Raw genomic sequence first — 19,529 nt, 5'->3', positions numbered from 1 at the left:
TACGGCTGGCGCAGCATGGTCGGCAGACTCCGGCACGTGTGGCGCACGTCGCTGCAGCTGCGCACCGTCGCGATCACCGTGTTCTTCACGACCGTCGGGGTCACGCTCATCAGCGGGTACATGTCGATCAGCATCGCGACGAACCTGTACGACGCGCGCAAGCAGCAGGTGCTCGCGGAGGCGCGGCAGGCGACCGCGAGCGCGCAGCAGCTCTTCGACAGCTCGGTCACGCAGACGGGCACGATCGACGTGGAGGCGGCCAACCAGGCGGCGCAGCTCGCGATCAGCAACGTCACGGCGAGCCCGGGAGGCAGTCAGCTTGCGATACTCCGCACGCCCGGCCAGGTGACGCCGCAGACGATGACCCCGCGCCGCAGCACGGGTCTTGACCTGAGTGTCATCTCGCAGGAGCTGCGCGATCAGGTGGCCGACGACAACGGAATGCTGTACTCGCAGGCCGTGTCGATCCCGGAGGACGAGCGTGTGGACCCGGGCATCGTGGTCGGTAGCGCGCTCGAGGTGCCCACCGCGGGCCAGTACGAGCTCTACCTCGTCTACAACGTGCGCGACGTGCAGGAGACCCTCGACTTCGTGCAGCAGACCCTCGTGATCGGCTCGCTGCTGCTCATCGGCACGATCGGGCTCGTGACCTACTTCGTGGTGCGGCTCGCGATCGGCCCGGTCAGGCTCGCGGCCGAGACCGCCGAGCGTCTCGCCGACGGGCAGCTCGATCAGCGCATCCCCGAGCGGGGGGAGGACGTCATCGCGACCCTCGCGCGCTCCTTCAACCGCATGGCCGACAGCCTGCAGCGGCAGATCACGCAGCTCGCCGACCTCTCGCGCGTGCAGCAGCGCTTCGTGAGCGACGTGAGCCACGAGCTGCGCACGCCGCTCACCACGATCCGCCTCGCGGGCGACGTGCTCTACGACCAGCGCGACCAGTTCTCGCCGACGACGGCGCGCACGGCCGAGCTGCTGCACACGCAGGTGGAGCGCTTCGAGATCATGCTCGCCGACCTGCTCGAGATGAGCCGCTACGACGCGGGCGCGGTGGAGCTCGACGTCGAGCCGACCAATCTCGTGCGCCTCGTCGAGGAGTCGCTCGAGGGCATCCGCCCGCTCGCCGACGAACGCAGCAGCGAGCTGCGGCTCGTCGCCCCCGGCGGCTACTTCGAAGCCGATGTGGATGCCCGGCGCGTGCGCCGCGTGCTGCAGAACCTGCTCGGCAATGCCGTGGACCACGGCGAGGGGCGGCCCATCGTCGTGCATGTGGACTCGGACGCCGACGCGATCGCGATCGCCGTGCGCGACTACGGCCTGGGCATGGACGAGGCGCAGCTCGAGCGCGTCTTCGACCGCTTCTGGCGCGCCGACCCCTCGCGGCAGCGCACGACGGGCGGCACGGGCCTCGGGCTCGCGATCGCGACGGAGGATGCCCACGTGCACGGGGGGCAGCTCGACGTGTGGTCGCAGCTGGGCGAGGGCACGTGCTTTCGGCTCACCCTGCCCCGGCGCCGCGGCGAGGCCATCGGGCGCTCGCCGATCGACCTGCCGCCGGCCGAGCCGCTCGACGAGGCCCTGCGGCCGGACGACGCGCAGGGCGACCGCGCGGCGCGAGAGGGGGAGCGATGAGCCCGACGCGCACACCGTGGCGGAGCATCCGCGGCCGCTGCCTCGCCCTGCTCGCCCTGCCGGCCCTCCTTCTCGCTGGCTGCGTCTCCGTGCCGTTCCAGAGCGGTGTCGAGGCGGGTGGGCCGATCGACACGGGCGTCGACACCAACTTCGACTTCCTGCCGTCGGGCCCCAGCGACGGTGCGACGCAGGAGGAGATCCTCTCCGGGTTCCTCACGGCGACGACGGCCTCGCAAGACAACTACCGCATCGCGCGCTCCTACCTCGCGGAGGACACCGCGGAGACCTGGAACCCCTACGCCGGCACCCTCGTGCGGGCCCGGGAGGGGCTGGTCGATCGCGTCGACGACACGACCCTCACCTACACGGTGCCCGTGACCGCGTCGGTCGACTCGGTCGGGCGCTACACCTCGAGCGAGTCGGCGACCGCGCAGACGCTGCCGCCGTTCGACTTCGTGCAGGTGGAGGGGGAGTGGCGCATCGCCGCGCTCGGTGACGGCATCCTCATCTCGCAACAGGCTTTCCCCAACGCGTTCAGCCAGCACACCCTGTACTACTACGATCTGGCCTTCCGCAATCTCGTGCCAGACCTGCGCTGGTTCCCCGCGCGGGCCGAGGTGCCGACCCGGATCGTGCGGGCGCTGCTCGAGCCTCCGACCGGCTGGCTGCAGGACGCGACCGTGTCGGCGGTGCCCGAGGGCACGCGGCTCGCGGCGACGCCGGTCGAGGTCGCCGACGGGGTCGCGCGTGTCGACCTCACGAGTGAGGTGCTCAGCCTGAGCGACGAGGCCCGCCAGCTGCTGCGGCTGCAGCTCGCGGCGAGCCTCCGCGCGGTGAGCGGCGTCGCCGGCGTGCAGGTGACCGTCGACCAGAACGTGCTCGCGATACCCGACTTCACGGCGGGCGCCCCCGAGATCGTGCCGCAGGTGGACGCCCGAACGCTGGCGCTCACGGAGGACGGCTTCGGCTTTGTGACGGGGGCGGGTGAGATCGAGGCGCTGGGCGCGCTCGCCGCCTCGGTCGACGCTCGGGGGGCCACGCGCCTCGTCCTGGGCCCCTCGCGCACGATCGCGGCGCTGCTCGGGCCGGAGGGTGTGTGGCTCGCGCGCACGAGCAGCGCCCCCGACCTCCTGCTGGATGCGCGCCCGGGGCTCATCGCGCCGAGCGTCGACGGCTATCAGTTCGTGTGGTCGGTGCCGGCGGATGGCGACGGAGGCATCATCGCCTTCGAGCTCGACGGCACGCCGCGCGAGGTCGAGGCGGCGCTGCCCGACGATCAGCGCATCGTGGCCATGCAGGTCTCGCGGGACGACACGCGCGTGCTGCTGCTGCTCGACGGCGCGACCGGGCCGCGGCTCGTCGTCGCCTCGGTCGTGCGCGATGAGGCGACGGGGGTTCCCGTGCGGCTGGGCGAGCTGCGGGAGCTGCCGATCTCGGGGGAGAGCGCCGTCGATGCGACCTGGGTCGACGAGGTGCGCGTGGCGAGCGTGGCGACGACGGAGGACGGCACGCTCGTGGAGCTGCATGAGATCGGTGGTCGCACGCGCTCGCTCGGCCTGCCCCCGGGGGCCGCGCAGATCGTGGGCGGCAACAGCGGTGTGGAGGGCATCCGCGTGCTCGGGGAGAGCGGGTCGATCTTCGAGCCGCGCGGCAGCGGCTGGCAGAGCACGGGCGTGCGCGCCTCCTTCCTCGCGACGCAGCAGTAGCGTCTCTCCACCGTTCTCGCGGGGTCCCGGTGGCTCCGGGGCGCGGTGGGCACGATCGTCGCATGGTGGCGGACTCGAGGGCGGTCATGGCGGCGGCGGGCTCTCTGGTCGGCGCGGCGTGGGCGCTCATCGCCCCGGTCGAGTGTGCGGGATGCTCGGCCCCCGACGTCGCGCTGTGCCGGGCGTGCGCTGCCGAGCTGAGACCGCGCCTGCGGCTCGCGGTGCTCGATGCGGCGGTGCCGGATGCGGCGGTGCCCGATGCGGCGGCCGCTCCCGGGGTCGGCCCCGGCTCCGCTGCCAGCGCTGCGGCCGCCGTGCCGCTCGTCGCGCCGCTCCCCTACGAGGGCGTGGCTCGGCGGGTGGTCCTCGCCCTCAAGGAGCGCGATCGCACCGAGCTCGCACGCGTGCTGCGCCCGGCGGTGCTCGCCGCTGTCGAGGGTGCCTACGTGCGTGCGGGTCCCGGCTCGACGCCGCTGCTCGTGCCCGTGCCGGGTGGTTCGTCGGGGGCGGCCCGGCGCGGGTATCACCCGGCCGAGCTTCTCGCGCGTCGCGCCGGGCTGCGGGTGACGCGCGCCCTGCGGCCCGCACGTGGTCGAGCGCGGGCGCAGAAGCGGCTCACGCTGGCGCAGCGGCACGAGGTCGACGCGGCGCGCTGGCGGGTGAGCCCGCGGGTGCAGGGTGCGCGGGTCGTCCTGCTCGACGACGTCGTCACGAGCGGCTCCACGCTGCGCGCCGCGGCGCGCGCCCTGCGAGCCGCGGGAGCGGAGGTCGTGGCGTGCGCCGCGGTCGCCGCGACGCCGCGTCGGGTCGGTGAGTCGAGCATCCTCTGGCGATTCTCTGATGACCCTCTCGGCCGAATCGATGACAAGCACGTCAGGGGAGGACTAACGTGAGGTCATGGAAGGCGCGACAACCGCCTGACCTCGGGCGGCGCGCACCGACTCGAGGGAGGTCGACGTGGATATCACCATTACCGGACGCAATATGGGAATCACGGACCGGTTCCGCGACTACGCCACCGAGAAGGCCGAGAAGGTCGAGCACCTCGCCGATCGTGCGCAGATTCTCGAGATCAAGGTCTCGCGGCATCACGAGAAGCTCGGTCGCACCGGTCACTCCGGTGATGACCGCGTGGAGATGACGGTCATCGGCCCGGGCCCCGTGGTGCGTGCGGAGGCGTCGGGCAGCGACAAGTACGTCGCGTTCGACATCGTCATCGACAAGCTGCTCGAGCGTCTGCGTCGGGCCAAGGACAAGAAGAAGGTGCACCGCGGCAAGCACCGCCCGGTGTCGTTGCGCGAGGCGACGGCCGACGGCTTCAGCGTCGTCGACATCACGCCGGCCGACCCGGAGACGATCGAGAAGGTCGCGACCGGCGCGATCTCGACCGTGAGCGACGAGCCGGCCGAGGGGGACGAGGAGTACAGCCCCGTCGTCATCCGCACGAAGGTCTTCCCGTCGACGATGATGACGGTCGACGAGGCAGTGGACCACATGGAGCTCGTCGGGCACGACTTCTTCCTCTTCATCGACGCCGAGACCGACCGGCCGAGCGTCGTGTACCGCCGCACGGGCTGGAACTACGGCGTCATCGGCCTGGAGACGGAGCCTGCCGCAGAGACGCCCGCGAGGGCGCGCCGGCGAGGCTGAGCGGGATGCGCCCGGTGCGGTGCGCGCACTCGCACCGGGCGGCGACCAACGCTTGCTAGCATGGGCGCGCCGCGCTCGCGCGGGCCTGCGGCGTGTTCGCGGTGCCCCCACCCAGGCGCATGCGCGGCCCGACGACGGGGAGTGACCAAGTGGCGAATGTTCTCGAGCGTGTTCTGAGGGTCGGCGAAGGCCGTCTCCTGCGCCGACTGAAGTCGTACGCCGACGCGATCAACCAGCTCGAGGACGACTTCAGCGACCTCACCGACGACGAGCTCATGAACGAGACCGCCGAGCTGCGCGAGCGCTACAGCAACGGCGAGTCGCTCGACGACCTGCTGCCCGAGGCCTTCGCGGCGGTGCGCGAGGCGTCGAAGCGCACGCTGGGCCTGCGGCACTTCGACGTGCAGCTCATGGGCGGCGCGGCGCTGCACCTCGGCAACATCGCCGAAATGAAGACGGGAGAGGGCAAGACCCTCGTGGCGACGCTCGCGGCGTACCTCAATGCGATCGCGTCGCGCGGCGTGCACGTCATCACCGTCAACGACTACCTCGCGAGCTACCAGAGCGAGCTCATGGGCCGCATCTTCCGCGCCCTCGGCATGACGACCGGCTGCATCCTCTCGGGCCAGACCCCGCCGGTGCGCCGCGAGCAGTACGCGTGCGACATTACGTACGGCACGAACAACGAGTTCGGCTTCGACTACCTGCGCGACAACATGGCCGGCCAGGTGGCCGACATGGTGCAGCGCGGCCACTACTTCGCGATCGTCGACGAGGTCGACTCGATCCTCATCGACGAGGCGCGCACGCCGCTCATCATCTCGGGGCCCGCGAGCGGGGAGGCGAACCGCTGGTACGCGGAGTTCGCGCGCATCTCGCAGCGCCTCATCGCGGGCACCGACTTCGAGGTGGACGAGAAGAAGCGCACGGTCGGCGTGCTCGAGCCGGGCATCGAGAAGGTCGAGGACTACCTCGGCATCGACAACCTGTACGAGTCGGCGAACACGCCCCTCATCTCGTTCCTCAACAACGCCATCAAGGCGCAGGCGCTGTTCAAGCGCGACAAGGACTACGTGGTCATGAACGGCGAGGTGCTCATCGTCGACGAGCACACGGGCCGCATCCTCGCCGGTCGCCGCTACAACGAGGGCATCCACCAGGCGATCGAGGCGAAGGAGGGGGTCACGATCAAGGCGGAGAACCAGACGCTCGCGACGGTGACCCTGCAGAACTACTTCCGCCTCTACTCGAAGCTCTCGGGCATGACGGGTACGGCCGAGACGGAGGCCGCCGAGTTCATGAGCACTTACAAGCTCGGCGTCGTCGCCATCCCGACGAACAAGCCCATGAAGCGCATCGACCAGCCCGACCTGGTCTACAAGAACGAGCAGTCGAAGTTCGAGCAGGTCGCGGCCGACATTCAGGATCGCCACGAGAAGGGTCAGCCCGTGCTCGTGGGCACGACGAGCGTGGAGAAGAGCGAGCTGCTGTCGCGCCTGCTCGCCAAGCGCGGCGTCAAGCACGAGGTGCTCAACGCGAAGAACCACTCGCGCGAGGCGGCGATCATCGCGCAGGCGGGCCGCGTGGGCGCGGTCACGGTCGCGACGAACATGGCCGGCCGCGGCACCGACATCATGCTCGGCGGCAACGCCGAGTTCCTCGCGGTGAGCGAGATGAACAACCGCGGCCTCTCGCCGGTCGACACCCCCGAGGAGTACGAGGCGGAGTGGGACGCGGTGTTCGAGCGCGTGCAGGAGCAGGTGCAGGAGGAGGCCGACAGGGTCGTCGCCGTCGGCGGGCTCTACGTGCTCGGCACGGAGCGCCACGAGTCGCGCCGCATCGACAACCAGCTGCGCGGTCGCTCGGGCCGTCAGGGCGACCCCGGCGAGAGCCGCTTCTACCTGTCGCTGCAGGACGACCTCATGCGCCTGTTCAACGCGGGTGCCGCCGAGGCGCTCATGGGCCGCTCGAACGTGCCAGACGATCTGGCGATCGAGTCGAAGGTCGTGAGCCGGGCGATCCGCTCGGCGCAGTCGCAGGTCGAGTCGCGCAACGCCGAGATTCGCAAGAACGTGCTCAAGTACGACGACGTGCTCAACCGTCAACGCGAGGCGATCTACACCGACCGCCGCCACATCCTCGAGGGCGACGACCTGCAGGATCGCGTGCAGGTGTTCCTCGAGCAAACGATCACCGAGATCGTCGAGACCCACACCTCTGTCGGCCACTCCGACGACTGGGATTTCGACCAGCTGTGGACGGAGCTCAAGACGCTCTACCCGATCAGCATCACGATCGACGAGGTCATCAGCGAGGCGGGCGCGAAGCTCACGAGCGCCTTCCTGATCCGGGAGATCGTGTCGGATGCCCGGCTCGCCTACGAGCGCCGCGAAGAGTCGCTCGGCCACTCGGCGACGCGCGAGCTCGAGCGCCGCGTCGTGCTCAGCGTCATCGACCGCCGCTGGCGCGACCACCTCTACGAGATGGACTACCTCAAGGACGGCATCGGGCTGCGGGCGATGGCGCAGCGCGACCCGCTCGTGGAGTACCAGCGCGAAGGCTTCGCGCTCTTCCAGAGCATGATGAGCCAGATCCGTGAGGACGCCATCGGGTTCCTCTTCAACCTCGAGGTCGAGGTGACGGGCAGCTCGGGCACGGCGCAGGTCACGGCGAAGGGCCTCAACGCCCCGCAGACGCCGCAGAACCTCAGCTACACGGCGCCCTCGGCCGACGGTGAAGTGGAAGTGCGCAACCAGCGCGGGCAGATTCAGAACGCGCCAGCAGAGGTCGCGCGCGGCCAGCAGGTGAGCCCCACTTTCGCGGGCGCGCAGGCGGGCGCCGCGGCGCCCGCGCGGGCCGGCTCGGCGGGCGGCCAGGCGCGCCGCCCGGCAGCGCAGGGTCAGGGTGCGCAGGGCCAGCAGAGCGGCCAGGGCCAGCAGGTCGGCGCCACGGGCGCCTTCGGTCAGCAGCGCAAGCCCGCTGCGGGAGGTGCTGCGCCGGTCAACCGGGCTCAGCGCCGCGCGCAGGAGAAGAAGGGCAAGAAGCGCTAGAGCAGTGGGCTGGAGCTGTCGCGCGAGAGCGCGGGATGGCCCTGTCGCGCTAGAGCACGTGGATGGCGCTCGCCCGCCAGCGGCGGTCGAGCCCCTCGAGACGGATGGCCACGGCGCGACAGCGTGCGCGGTTGACGACCACGACCACGGCTTCCACGACACCGTCCCGCGGCTCGCAGATGCGCACGCCGCCGAGGCTGAAGCTCGGTCGGCGTGTGGGCGCCCGTCGCGCAGCGCGAGCGCGAGCGCTGATCACGGAGCGACTCAAGAGGGTGCGATAGACGTCGTCGGTCACCCAGCGGGCGATCTGCTCGAGCTCTCGAGCGCCGGCGAGAATCTCGATGACGCAGCGCGTGAGGTTCTCGAGCAGGGGCCGGGGGTCGGGCAGCTCGCTCGACGCCGTCGGCTGGTAGTCGAAGAACTCCTCCTGCGCGATGCGGGCGGCCGCCGAGCGACCTCGGGGGGCGTGCGTGTGCAGCGGAAGGGCGGTGGACACCGTCGGCTCCTCTCCCGGTGAGGGGTCGGGTCGGCACGCGAGGGAGCGCTCGTGAGCAGACCGGTCTATGCACCCCTGGTCGGGGTAGCCCTACCCAACCAGAATTTATTCTCAGTTGTCCAGACCCGAGGGGCAACTGTGGAAAACCCGCGACCGAGCGTCGGGGCCGATCGCTACGGTCACGGCATGCGATGGGACCATCTCTTCGACGACCTCGCGGGGCAGCTCGAGCACGAGCTGCACGCGGAGGAGCTCGACCTGCAGCAGGAGGAGGAGCGCCTGCGACTGGGTCGACTCGAGCTGCGCAGTCGGCTCGCCGTCGTCCTGCGCGAGCGCGAGCCCGAGCGGCGCATCCTCACCCTGCGCACCCACGACGGAGCGCTCTCCCGGGTGCGCCTGCGGTCGCTCGGCCGCGACTGGCTCGCAGGAGACCTCGTCGACCTCGGCGTGGCCCAGGTCGTCGTGCCCCTGCGGGCGGTGGAATCTCTCGTGCTCGACGTCGAGCAAGCGGAGCGAACCCTCGAGCCCGCGCCCGCGCGCGACGATCTGTCTGCGCGGCTCGGTCTCAGTTTCCTCCTGCGCGATCTGTGTCGGCGCCGCATGCCGCTCACCGTGTGCACGACGGTCGGTGACCTGCACGGCACCCTCGATCGGGTTGGCCGCGACCACCTCGACCTCGCCGTTCACGATCGCGGCACGCCGCGTCGAGCCTCCGCGGTGCAGCAGGTGAGGCTCGTACCGTTCGATCAGGTGCTGCTGGTGCGCCTCTGACCGCTGCGCCCCTGGTCGGGGAAGAGCTCGGCGACATCTGCGAACTCCGCCTCGTTCCAGAGTGCGAGGCGCTTCGCCTCGTCGTACTTGTCGGCGATGAACGATTCGAGCACGCTCGACTCGACCCGCCACTGGCCGATCGACCCGAGGCGGATCGCGGGCAGCTCGCCCGAGCGCACGAGCGCCAGCACCTCGGCGGCGGAGAGACTGAGAATCTCGGCCACGTCGGCGAGCGTCACGAACCGACCGATCGGGTTCAGTGGGTCATCGGGCATGAGTCGATTATCGTCGCCGACCCGCGCGAGCGGGAGGGTGTGTGGATAACTGCGAGCCGGTGTCGTGCGCTCTCGTCAGTATCGAAGCCGACCACCGACGAACGCCACCCTGGATGAGGAGACCCCCGCATGGCAGCACGCGCGGCGAGAGACGACACCGCCCCACGCCCCCGGCGCTATCGGGATCCGCGGCTGCTCATCGGCCTCCTCCTCGTCGCCGGCTCCGTGCTGGGCGTGGTCGGCGTCGTCGCCGCCGTCGACGACGGTGTCGAGGTGTACGCAGCGCCGCGACTCCTCACCGTGGGCGAGCACGTCGATGCGAGCGACCTCGAGCTGAGGCGCGTCTCGCTCGGCCCCGACAGCACGACCTACCTGCGGGGCGGGCAGCTGCCCGAGGGCGGCGTCATCGTGAGCCGGAGCATCGGTTCGGGCGAGCTCGTGCCGCTCTCCGCTGTCGGCGACGTGCGCGGAGCATCCTCGACCACGATCGTCGTCTCTCTCGCGACCGACCTCGGCGGCACCGTGCGCGCCGGCGACCTGCTCGACCTGTGGTCGGCGCCCGCCCTCGAGGCGGGCCGATACGGAGCGCCGACCGTGCTCGCCTCCGGCGCTCAACTCGTGCGCTCCGTCGCGCAGGAAGGGATCGTCTCCGGAGCCGAGGCCGCGCGAGTCGAACTGCTCGTGCCGCGGCGCGAGGTCGCCCGCATCCTGCACGCCGTCGCGAACGGCGACGCGCTCTCCGTGATCCCCGTCTCGCTCGCGGTGGGGCCCTGACGTGCGCGTCGCACTCGCCGTCCCCGGCCTCGACGTCGACGCCCTCGAGCTCGCGCTCCTGCGCGCCGGGCACCGAGTGGTGTGGCGGGCGCTCGATGCCGACGAGGTCGTCGGCCACCTCGCGGAGGCCACTCCCGACGTCCTCCTGCTCGCGGATCACCCCGACGTCGCCACCTCCACCGTCGTCGGGGCGTCCGACCTCCTGGGCGTGCGCAGCATGCTGGTCACCGCCGGGTCACCGCTGAGCGCGGCAGCCCGCCGACTGGGGGTGCACGAGCAGCTGGTCGCCCGACCCGGTGCCCCGATCGACGTCGCCGCCCTGGAGGCGGGGCCGCTCGGCGACGCGGGTTCGGCCGCCGCGCTCGATGACACCGAGCCGATCGGCGACCCGCCAGCGGGCGCAGACCTGCCCCGCAGCGGTGACCTGCGCGACGACGCTCGCCTGCACCGAGCGCGATCACTGTCATCACGGGCGGTGACGTCGCGCCCGCAGCGTGCTCGATCCACGCGGAGCGCGCCGCGCGGTGAGGCGCCCGCGGCCCTCCACGCCGAACCCTCATCGCTCGCGCCCCGCATCATCGCGGTGTGGGGCCCCGCCGGGGCTCCGGGGCGCACGACGGTCGCGATCGGACTCGCGGCCGAGCTCGCCGGGCGCGGACTGCCGGTCTGCCTCGTCGACGCCGACACCTACGGCGGCGCGATCGCGCCCTCCCTCGGGCTGCTCGACGAGTCGCCCGGCTTCGCCGCGGCCTGCCGGCTCGCCGGGTCCGGCAGCCTGACGGCGGACGAGCTCGACCGGGTCGCGCAGCGAGCCCCCCTCGGGTCGACGCTGCGCGGCACGCACGCCGAGTTGCGAGTGCTCACCGGCATCGGGCGCCCGCACCGGTGGCCGGAGCTCTCCGCCGAGCGCGTCACGAGCGTCCTGGAGCAGTGTCGCGCATGGCGGCCCATCACCGTCGTCGACACCGGCTTCAACCTCGAGACGGATGAAGAGCTCAGCAGTGACCTGCTCGCCCCTCGACGCAACGCCGCGACGATCGCCGCCCTGCGCGCGGCCGACGACGTCGTGGCTGTGGGCGCCGCGGACCCGCTCGGGCTCGCGCGCCTGCTGCGCACCTACCCCGACCTGCTCGACGTCGTGCTCACGACGCGCGTGCGCGTCGTCGTCAACCGTGTTCGGTCGAGCGTGCTCGGGCTCGACCCCGCGGGGCAGGTGCGCCAGACGCTCGACCGCTTCGGCGGTGTGAGCGACGCCGTGCTCATCGACGACGACCCGCAGGCGGCCGACGCGGCCCTGCTCACCGCCCGCAGTGTCGTCGACGCCGCACCCCGATCGGCGCTGCGCGCCGGCATCGCGCGGCTGGCCGACGCGCTCGAGGTCACCGAGCGGCCCGCCCCGGTGCGCTCCCGATTCGCCGGGGGGCTCGCGGCGCTCCTGCCGGGTCGCAGCGGCTAGCCTGAGGGGGTGTCGACCCTCTCCGATCTCGTGCACGAGCATGCCTCCTCGAGCGAGGCCGATATCGAGTGGCTGCACCTGCTCATCGCCGACGGCCAGCTCATCGCCGACCTCGCCTTCGCCGACATCGTGCTGTGGGTGCCGACCGCGGACGGCGGCTTCGTCGCCGTCGCCCACCAGCGGCCGTCGAGCTCGGCGACCCTGTTCTACCGCGACTTCGTGGGGCAGGAGATCAGGGCCGAGTGGCGCGACCAGGTCAGCGAGGCCTACAGCACGCGCAGCATCGTCGACTCGAGCACGCCAGACTGGTACGAGGAGACCCCCACGCGGCTGCGCGCCATACCCGTGCTGAGTCGCGATACGGGCGGAAAAGGGGTGAGCGAGCATCCCATCGCCGTCATGACGCGCCACACCAACCTGAGCGAAGCGCGCATGCCCAGCCGCCAGGAGCTCACCTTCAACGAGTGCGCCAACGACATCTTCGCGATGATCGCCGACGGCGACTTCCCCGACATGACCGCCCCCAGCGGGCCCCGCCGCGGTGCACCCCGCGCCTCCGACGGGCTCGTGCGACTCGACGTCGACGGCACCGTCACCTTCGCGAGCCCCAACGGTCTGAGCGCCTTCAACCGCATGGGCTTCGTCGGCGAGCTCGAAGGCGAGTCGCTCGCGCACGTCACCACCCGGCTGCTGAGCGGCAAGCTGCAGGTCGACGAATCCCTGCCCCTCGTCGTCACCGGGCGCGCCCCGTGGCGCACCGACATCGAATCGCGCGGCGTGACCGTATCGCTGCGTGCCATCCCGCTGCGGCAGCAGGGGCAGCGCATCGGCGCAATCGTGCTCGTGCGCGACGTCACCGAAGTGCGGCACCAGGAGCGCGAGCTCATCACGAAGGACGCGACGATCCGCGAGATCCACCACCGCGTCAAGAACAACCTGCAGACCGTCGCCTCGCTCCTGCGCATCCAGGCCCGCCGCACCCACAGCGACGTCGCGCGCGAGTCGCTCACGCAGGCCATGCGCCGCGTCGCCGCGATCGCCGTCGTGCACGACACCCTCTCGGAGGGGCTCAGCCAGAACGTCGACTTCGACGAGGTCTTCGCGCGCGTGCTCATGCTCATCGCGGAAGTCGCCTCCAGCCACTCCACGACCGTGCGCCCGACATCCACGGGCAGTTTCGGCACCCTGCCGAGCGAGTACGCGACGCCGCTCGCGCTCGCGCTCACCGAGCTCGTCACCAACGCCGTCGAGCACGGCCTCGCCGGGCGGCCCGACGGCGAGGTCGAGATCGTCGCAGGCCGCAGCGACGACACCCTCTCAGTCAAAGTGCGCGACAACGGCGTCGGACTCGGCGAGGGCAAGGTCGGCTCGGGGCTCGGCACGCAGATCGTGCGCACCCTCATCCAAGGCGAGCTCGGTGGCGTCATCGACTGGCACACCCTGCAGGGCGAAGGCACCGAGGTGACCATCGAGGTGCCGCTGCTCTACCTCAAGCGCCGCGCCTGAGCCCCCGTCCCGCGCCCGACCCGCCATATGTGCCAGATCTGGCGCGAATGGGCGCTTGAGTTGAGGCGGTGCGCCCTCTCGCGTCAGATCTGAGCCGAAAGGGCGCTAGTGGGCGCGCACGACGGAGAGCCAGTGCAGCGCGGTGTCGCCGTAGCTCGTACGCCGGTCGAGCTCGAGCCGCGGTGGGAGGCCGGGCAGCGCGGAACGCGCGCTGCGCTCGAGGACGACCACGGCATCCTCGCTCAGGAGCGGGGCGAGCAGGTCGAGCGCCCGGGCGAGCTCGGCGTCGCCGAGCTCGTACGGCGGGTCGAGGAAGACGAGATGCCACGGGCCGGCCGCCGACGCGAGGAACGTCGCGACCGCCTTTGCGACGACGTGGATGCTCGGGGCCGAGCCGCCCGGCGCGCGACCCTGCACGAGTCGAGCGTTGGCGCTGCACACGCGAGCGGCCGAGCCCGCCCGCTCCACGAGAGTGACCTCGGCGGCCCCGCGGCTCGCCGCCTCGAGCCCGAGGGCGCCGCTGCCCGCGTAGAGGTCGAGCACGCGGGCTCCCGCTACGAGGTCGCGCGCCTCGAGCGACGAGAAGATCGCCTCGCGCACGCGGTCGCTCGTGGGGCGCGTGCCCGACTTCGGCACGTGCAGGGTGAGGGAGCCCGCGAAGCCGGCGATGATGCGCGTCACACCAGCCACGCTACCCTCGCTGTGCCTCGCCGCACACACGCCCATTCGCGTCAGATCTGGCGTACAACGGCGCAACCCCGCAACCTACGCGCCCGTTCGCGTCAGATCTGGCGTACAACGCGGGCGTGGGTGGGGCGCACAACGCGGGCGTGCGTGGGGCGCACAACGGGGGCACGGGGTGCGGCGGCGCGCGACGGTAGCGTGGGGGCCGTGACCAACCCCCTGGATGCGCGGCTCGACGGCGTACTGGGCGACCGCACGGCGAAGGCGCTGACGAAGGCGTTCGGGATGCGCACCGTGGCCGATCTGCTCGCCCACTACCCGCGTCGCTACGCCCGGCGCGGCGAGCTCACGGCGCTGAGCGAGCTCACGGTCGGCGAGTCGGTCACGATCGTCGCAGAAGTGCTCAGCGTGAGCGAGCGCTCCATGAAGCAGCGCAAGGGCTCGATCCTCGAGGTCGCTATCGGCGACGGCAAGGGCATCCTGACCCTCACGTTCTTCAACCAGACGTGGCGCAAAGCGGAGCTCACGCCCGGCAGGCGCGGCATCTTCGCGGGCAAGGTCGGCGAGTACCGGGGCGCTCGGCAGCTCGCCCATCCCGACTACGAGCTGTTCGAGGCTGGTGACGAGCGCGACCCCGGTACGGGCGGCAAGGACGCCCAGAAGTGGGCGATGCAGCCGATCCCGATCTATCCGGCGACGTCGACGGTGGCCAGCTGGCAGATCGCGAAGACCCTCGCGATCGTGCTCGACACCCTGCCGCAGCTCGACGACCCGGTGCCCGGGCCGGTCAAGACCGAGCGCGGCCTTCTCGACCTCACGCAGGCCCTTCAGTGGATCCACCGGCCGGAGGAAGACAGCCACTGGCGCCGCGCCCGCGACACTCTCCGCTTCCACGAGGCGTTCCTGCTGCAGGCAGCACTCCTGCAGCAGCGGGCGGCCCTCCGCGAGCAGCCGGCCGCACCGCGCGTCGCAGGCGATGAGCTCGCGGGCTTCGACGCCGCGCTGCCGTGGACGCTCACCGACGATCAACGGCTCGTCGGCGACGAGATCGCGCACGACCTCGCCGCCGAGGTGCCGATGAACCGTCTCGTGCAGGGCGAGGTGGGCTCCGGCAAGACCCTCGTGGCGGTGCGCGCGATGCTCACGGTCGCGCAGAGCGGCGGCCAGTCGGCCCTGCTCGCTCCGACCGAGGTGCTCGCCCACCAGCACTACCGCAGCATCGTCGACACTCTCGGCCCCGATCGCGCGGCCCGGATGCGTCCCGTGCTGCTCACCGGCCAGTTGAGCGCGGCCGAGCGCAAGCGCGCCCTGCTGAGCATCGCGAGCGGGGCATCCCGCATCGTGATCGGCACCCACGCGCTCCTCGGCGAGAAGGTGCAGTTCGTCGACCTCGGCCTGGTGGTGGTCGACGAGCAGCACCGCTTCGGCGTCGAGCAGCGCGAGAGCCTGCGCCGCAAGGGCGCCGTGCCGCCGCACGTGCTCGTGCTCACGGCGACGCCGATTCCCCGCACGGTGGCGATGACCGTCTTCGGCGACCTCGATATCTCCACGATCGCGACCCTGCCCGCGGGGCGCGTGCCCATCGTGAGCCACGTGGTGCCGCTCGCCGAGCGGCCCGAGCTGTGGCACCGCGCGTGGCAGCGCCTCGCCGAAGAGCTCGAGCAGGGCCGCCAGGGCTTCGTCGTCGTGCCTGCGATCGACCCGACGACGGTGGAGGACGACCCTGATGCGCTCGCTCCCGAGGGCGACGGCAGCGAGGCGGCACCGGATGCTCTGCCACCCCTGCCCGCGACGGTCGCCGAGCTGACGCCGCTCCTGAGGGCGCATCCCGCGCTCGAGGGTCGTCGCATCGAGCCGCTGCACGGCCGCATGTCGACCGAGGAGAAGGACGCCACGATGCAGGCCTTCGCACGCGGTGAGATCGACGTGCTCGTCGCCACGACCGTCATCGAGGTCGGCGTGGACGTGCCGAACGCCTCCACGATGGTCGTCGTCGAGGCCGACCGCTTCGGCGTGAGCCAGCTGCACCAGCTGCGCGGCCGCGTGGGGCGCGGCGGGGTGCCCGGCCTGTGCCTGTTCGTGACCGCCGCGCTGCCCGAGACGCTCGCGCGCGAGCGAGTCGAGGCGGTCGCGGCGACGCTCGACGGCTTCGAGCTCGCGCAGGTCGACCTCGAGCTGCGGCGCGAGGGCGACGTGCTCGGGGCGACCCAGAGCGGCGGGCGCTCGAGCCTCAAGCTGCTGAGGGTCGCCGCCGACGGCGACCTCATCGGCGACGCTCGCATCGCGGCGGCCGAGGTGCTCGAGGCGGATGCGGCTCTGGCGGAGCATCCGGCTCTCCAGGATGCCCTCGCGCGCCGCCTCGATGACGACGCCCGCGAGTTCCTCGCGAAGAACTGAGCAGAGAACTGAGGGACTGCCGCGAGGCTGCTGAGCGCGCCCGAGCCCGTCGTAGGGTTAAGCCGATGAGAGTGATCAGCTACAACCTGCGCAAGCACGCGGCGGTCGGCGAACTTGCCGCGCTCATCGCCGACCACCGGCCCAACCTGCTGTGCCTGCAGGAGATCGACACCGAGCGTCTGCCGGCCGACCTCGGGCCCATGCACCTCGCCGACGCGACCAAGCTCAACCGGCTGGGGCTGGCGATCTACTACGACCACGAGCGCTTCGAGGCGCTCGAGACGAAAGCGTTCGCGCTCAAGAAGTCGCTGCACGACATCATCGCGAAGCCCGCGCTCGAGCGGCTGCTCGGCAGCCACCTGCACGACCGCACGAAGCAGCGCGAACTCGTGCTCGGGTCGTTCCACGCGGCGCCGCTCACGGCCCTCAACTCGCTGCGGCGCACGCAGATCAAGGCTGCGCACGACGCCCTCGACACGTTCGGGGAGACGCTGCCGACCCTCATGGTGGGGGACTTCAACTACCCGGTCTTCCAAGACTTCCTGAACCGGCGCCTGCAGCAGACCGGGCACGAGGTGACCTTGAGCGATGCGCGCACGTACACGCGCTACAAGTTCTTCCGCGGCCACTTCGACTTCGCGACGTCGATCGGGCTGACCATCCGCAGCGTCACGACTCTCGAGCAGGGGGCCAGCGACCACCTGCCGATCTTCGTCAAGGCCGACTACGCCGACGCGCCAGCGCCGACGGCGGAGGGCGCGACCGCGGGCAGCGCCGACGACTCCGTCACGTCGTCGTAACACGCGCGCCGATAGGGTGGGGTCATGAGCAGGATCGCCGTTGTTCCTGGGTCGTTCGACCCCGTCACGCTGGGCCACCTCGACGTCATCGAGCGGGCCGCAGCGATCTTCGACGAGGTGCACGTCGTCGTGGTGCACAACCCCGGCAAGACGGCGATGCTGCCGATCGCGCAGCGTGTGACCCTCATCGAGCACGCCATCGCTGACCGGGCGCTGCCGCAGAGCATCCTCGTCACCGGCTGGAGCGTGGGCCTGCTCGTCGACTACTGCACCGATGTGGGCGCGAGCGTTCTCGTGAAGGGCGTGCGCAGCCAGGTGGATGTCGCGTACGAGACGCCCATGGCGATCGTGAACCGCGACCTCGCCGACGTCGAGACGGTGTTCATGCTGCCCGACCCGGCGCACGCGCACGTGTCGAGCTCGCTCGTGCGCCAGGTGGCCGCACTCGGCGGGGACGTTGCGCCGTACGTGCCGCGGGCCGTCGCAGAGTTCCTGCAGGCAGACGAGGCAGAGTAGCGGCATGGCGCATCCCCTCACTCTCGGGTACAAGGCTTCGGCTGAGCAGTTCGATCCGCGCGAGCTGGTCGAGATCGCCGTCGCCGCGGAGGCGCACGGCATGGAGAGCGTCGCCGTGAGCGACCACTTCCAGCCGTGGCGGCACGAGGGCGGGCACGCCCCGTTCTCCCTCGCGTGGATGGCCGCGGTGGGCGAGCGCACCTCGTCGATCCGCATCGGCACCTCCGTCATGACGCCGACATTCCGATACAACCCGGCGGTCATCGCGCAGGCATTCGCCACGATGGGGATGCTCTACCCGGGTCGTGTCTTCCTCGGCGTCGGCACGGGCGAGGCTCTCAACGAGATCGCCACCGGGTTCCGCGGCGCCGGCGAGCAGGAGTGGCCGGCGTTCAAGGAGCGCCTCGGGCGCCTGCGCGAGTCGATCGAGCTCATGCGCCAACTGTGGACCGAGGAGCGCGTGAGCTACCGCGGCGAGTTCTACTCCACGCAGGATGCGAGCATCTACGACCGCCCGGAGACCCCCGTGCCGGTGTACGTCGCCGCGGGTGGTCCGACGGTCGCGCGCTTCGCGGGGCGCGTCGGCGACGGGTTCATCTGCACGTCCGGCAAGGGCGCCGAGCTGTACACGGACGAGCTCATCCCCGCGGTCGGTGAGGGCGCCGAGAAGGCCGGTCGTCGCTTCGAGGATCTCGACCGGATGATCGAGATCAAGATCTCCTACGACACCGACCCAGACGTCGCGCTCGAGAACACGCGCTTCTGGTCGCCGCTGTCGCTCAGCAAGGAGCAGAAGCACGACATCACCGACCCGGTCGAGATGGAGAAGGCCGCCGACGCGCTGCCGATCGAGCAGATCGCGAAGCGCTGGATCGTCGGCAGCGACCCGGATGAGGTCGTCGCCGAGGTGGCGAAGTACGTCGACTACGGGATGAACCACCTCGTGTTCCACGCGCCCGGTCACGATCAGCGGCGCTTCTTGGAGCTCTTCGAGCGCGACCTCGCGCCTCGCCTGCGCGCCCTCGGCTGAGTCGACGCTCGGCGGGCTCCCAGCCGCGGACGTGAGCTCCCGGCCGACGCGGCTACACTCTCCCGTTGTGACTGGGGGCCGACACTCTTCTGCGCGCGTACGGAGGCGCGCACTCTCGGTGACCCGTCGATCGCCCCGCATGACGAGCACGCGCGGGGTGTTCGCGGGGCTCATGGTCGTCTGCGTAGGCCTGCTCGCGGCGGGCGCGACTCCGCCCACGGCAGAGGAGGAGCTCGAGCAGTTCGTCACCGCGAACGCGCAGTCGTTCGTCGTCCCGGCGGCGGTGGAGGCTCCCGAGCTCGTCCGTGACGACTTCGGTGCGACCCCCGGCTACGAGACCTTCATCGCCGGGGGCACCAACCACGACTGGGCGAAGCTCGTGCTGCTCATGGGCGAGTTTCCCCTCACCGACAGCAACGTCACGGTCGTGACCCGCTGGATGCGCCAGGAGAACTACGTGGATGCGTGGTGGACGCGCAACAACCCGCTCAACAACGGCTGGGGGTCCGGTGGCGGGGGTGGCACGGGCAGCTACGTGCACCTCGTCGACGCGGCGGAGAACGCCGCCGAGGCCTTGCACTCCCTGCCGCGCTACCGCGAGATCGTCGCGACGCTCCAGGCGTCGGCGCCGACCGAGGAGGTCGAGCGCGCCATCTGGTTCTCTGGATGGGCGTCGGGCATGTACAACAACGGCGCGCACTGGGCCTACAACGAGGTGCCCGTCGTGCTGGCGCCGCCGAGCGCCTGGGGTCGCTGACCTCGTTCGACGGTCGTGACCCGCGGCGC

Annotated in this window: 17 protein-coding genes; 14 read left to right on the top strand and 3 right to left on the bottom strand. The window is 71.3% G+C overall.

The window, feature by feature from the left end:
* Positions 1–36: 36 nt before the first annotated feature.
* The 5 genes from mtrB (at position 37) to secA (ending at position 8,038) form a co-directional block, all read left to right on the top strand.
* Entirely contained in the window at positions 37–1,632 is a 1,596-nt protein-coding gene (gene mtrB, locus IE160_RS09710; protein ID WP_224744443.1) for an MtrAB system histidine kinase MtrB, read from the top strand.
* The gene (locus tag IE160_RS09705; RefSeq protein WP_191150952.1) at positions 1,629–3,338 is read left to right on the top strand and encodes an LpqB family beta-propeller domain-containing protein; all 1,710 of its coding nucleotides are present in this window, start codon (positions 1,629–1,631) and stop codon (positions 3,336–3,338) included. The genes mtrB and IE160_RS09705 overlap by 4 nt, the downstream gene beginning before the upstream one ends.
* 62 nt (positions 3,339–3,400) lie before the next feature.
* Positions 3,401–4,231 (top strand): ComF family protein, encoded by an 831-nt coding sequence (locus tag IE160_RS09700; RefSeq protein ID WP_191150951.1) that lies wholly within the window; start codon positions 3,401–3,403, stop codon positions 4,229–4,231.
* Positions 4,232–4,295: 64 nt separating this feature from the next.
* On the top strand, positions 4,296–4,988 hold the full coding sequence (gene hpf / locus IE160_RS09695) for a ribosome hibernation-promoting factor, HPF/YfiA family (RefSeq protein ID WP_191150950.1): 693 nt from the start codon (positions 4,296–4,298) through the stop codon (positions 4,986–4,988).
* Between the two features lie 149 nt (positions 4,989–5,137).
* Entirely contained in the window at positions 5,138–8,038 is a 2,901-nt protein-coding gene (secA, locus tag IE160_RS09690) for a preprotein translocase subunit SecA (RefSeq protein ID WP_191150949.1), read from the top strand.
* Between the two features lie 49 nt (positions 8,039–8,087).
* Here secA and IE160_RS09685 read toward each other — a convergent pair whose 3' ends face one another.
* A complete protein-coding gene (locus IE160_RS09685) occupies positions 8,088–8,534 on the bottom strand; it encodes an Rv3235 family protein (RefSeq protein WP_224744442.1) in 447 nt (148 codons plus the stop codon).
* A 186-nt stretch (positions 8,535–8,720) separates the two neighbouring features.
* Between IE160_RS09685 and IE160_RS09680 the strand changes: the two genes are divergently transcribed.
* Positions 8,721–9,305 carry a hypothetical protein gene (locus IE160_RS09680; RefSeq protein ID WP_191150948.1) on the top strand — a complete coding sequence of 195 codons (585 nt, stop codon included), beginning with the start codon at positions 8,721–8,723 and terminating at the stop codon, positions 9,303–9,305.
* Here IE160_RS09680 and IE160_RS09675 read toward each other — a convergent pair.
* Entirely contained in the window at positions 9,281–9,580 is a 300-nt protein-coding gene (locus tag IE160_RS09675) for a helix-turn-helix domain-containing protein (RefSeq protein WP_191150947.1), read from the bottom strand. The genes IE160_RS09680 and IE160_RS09675 overlap by 25 nt on opposite strands.
* Before the next feature lie 129 nt (positions 9,581–9,709).
* Between IE160_RS09675 and IE160_RS09670 the strand changes: the two genes are divergently transcribed.
* The 3 genes from IE160_RS09670 to IE160_RS09660 are packed head-to-tail and all read left to right on the top strand — an operon-like array spanning position 9,710 to position 13,316.
* Positions 9,710–10,354 carry a hypothetical protein gene (locus tag IE160_RS09670; protein ID WP_191150946.1) on the top strand — a complete coding sequence of 215 codons (645 nt, stop codon included), beginning with the start codon at positions 9,710–9,712 and terminating at the stop codon, positions 10,352–10,354.
* A gap of 1 nt (position 10,355) precedes the next feature.
* Complete coding sequence (locus tag IE160_RS09665) at positions 10,356–11,810, top strand: CpaE/TadZ family protein (protein ID WP_224744441.1); 1,455 nt, start codon at positions 10,356–10,358, stop codon at positions 11,808–11,810.
* Positions 11,811–11,819: 9 nt separating this feature from the next.
* A complete protein-coding gene (locus tag IE160_RS09660; RefSeq protein WP_191150945.1) occupies positions 11,820–13,316 on the top strand; it encodes a sensor histidine kinase in 1,497 nt (498 codons plus the stop codon).
* A gap of 105 nt (positions 13,317–13,421) precedes the next feature.
* Here IE160_RS09660 and IE160_RS09655 read toward each other — a convergent pair whose 3' ends face one another.
* On the bottom strand, positions 13,422–13,997 hold the full coding sequence (locus tag IE160_RS09655; protein WP_191150944.1) for an RsmD family RNA methyltransferase: 576 nt from the start codon (positions 13,995–13,997) through the stop codon (positions 13,422–13,424).
* 201 nt (positions 13,998–14,198) lie between these two features.
* Between IE160_RS09655 and IE160_RS09650 the strand changes: the two genes are divergently transcribed.
* The 5 genes from IE160_RS09650 (at position 14,199) to IE160_RS09630 (ending at position 19,500) form a co-directional block, all read left to right on the top strand.
* Positions 14,199–16,397, top strand: coding sequence for an ATP-dependent DNA helicase RecG (locus IE160_RS09650; protein WP_502708751.1), 2,199 nt, complete (start codon positions 14,199–14,201; stop codon positions 16,395–16,397).
* A gap of 65 nt (positions 16,398–16,462) precedes the next feature.
* The gene (locus IE160_RS09645) at positions 16,463–17,197 is read left to right on the top strand and encodes an endonuclease/exonuclease/phosphatase family protein (RefSeq protein WP_191150942.1); all 735 of its coding nucleotides are present in this window, start codon (positions 16,463–16,465) and stop codon (positions 17,195–17,197) included.
* Between the two features lie 24 nt (positions 17,198–17,221).
* Entirely contained in the window at positions 17,222–17,713 is a 492-nt protein-coding gene (gene coaD, locus IE160_RS09640; RefSeq protein WP_191150941.1) for a pantetheine-phosphate adenylyltransferase, read from the top strand.
* Positions 17,714–17,717: 4 nt separating this feature from the next.
* Positions 17,718–18,743, top strand: a complete 1,026-nt coding sequence (gene fgd, locus IE160_RS09635) for a glucose-6-phosphate dehydrogenase (coenzyme-F420) (protein ID WP_191150940.1) — start codon at positions 17,718–17,720, stop codon at positions 18,741–18,743.
* 139 nt (positions 18,744–18,882) lie between these two features.
* A complete protein-coding gene (locus tag IE160_RS09630) occupies positions 18,883–19,500 on the top strand; it encodes a hypothetical protein (protein ID WP_191150939.1) in 618 nt (205 codons plus the stop codon).
* Positions 19,501–19,529 lie beyond the last annotated feature (29 nt).

This window comes from Chryseoglobus sp. 28M-23 (genome assembly GCF_014789785.1).
In the GTDB taxonomy this organism is placed as follows: domain Bacteria; phylum Actinomycetota; class Actinomycetes; order Actinomycetales; family Microbacteriaceae; genus Microcella; species Microcella indica.
The sequence above is the reverse complement of the archived record's forward strand: the minus strand, read 5'-3'. Positions and strand labels throughout refer to the sequence as shown.